Source organism: Oleiphilus sp. HI0086, from assembly GCF_001635225.1.
Genome location: NZ_LWFZ01000469.1, coordinates 1 through 408, shown reverse-complemented (window position 1 = coordinate 408; position 408 = coordinate 1). Strand labels below are relative to the sequence as shown.

Sequence of the window (408 nt, the reverse complement as noted above, 5' to 3'; positions counted from 1 at the left end):
ATAGCTTCGCAGTGCTCGACTCCGTACCATCTGCAATCACCATCAAGCGAGTGTTTAGCACTTTCTGCTGTTCAGGCTGCTCAATCGAGCTTAAGTGCACTTGATGGAAGTCTTTGCCTTGAGATATATGAGAAACCTTCACACCACTATAAAAAGGTAGTGATCTCTCATACACCTTGCTTAACAAACTCTGGCCCAAGCACTGATTCGGCACCACATAACCTAAGGCTTCCTGTCCATACTCTGCTGCATGCATCCGGGTGGTTCCAAAGCAGCCTTTTTCTGATACATGAACCTGTTCGATGGCACATACCGAAGGCTCAATATCTGTCCAGACATCAAGCTGCTCTAAGATTTCTCGCGTGCCCCAAGACAAGGCTGTCGACCTCGCATCGTAGCTAGGAGTGT

Annotated in this window: 1 pseudogene; it reads right to left on the bottom strand. The window is 48.0% G+C overall.

What is annotated here, in order from left to right:
• Positions 1–408 (bottom strand): annotated as a pseudogene (locus A3756_RS27415) (hypothetical protein); the annotation flags it as partial.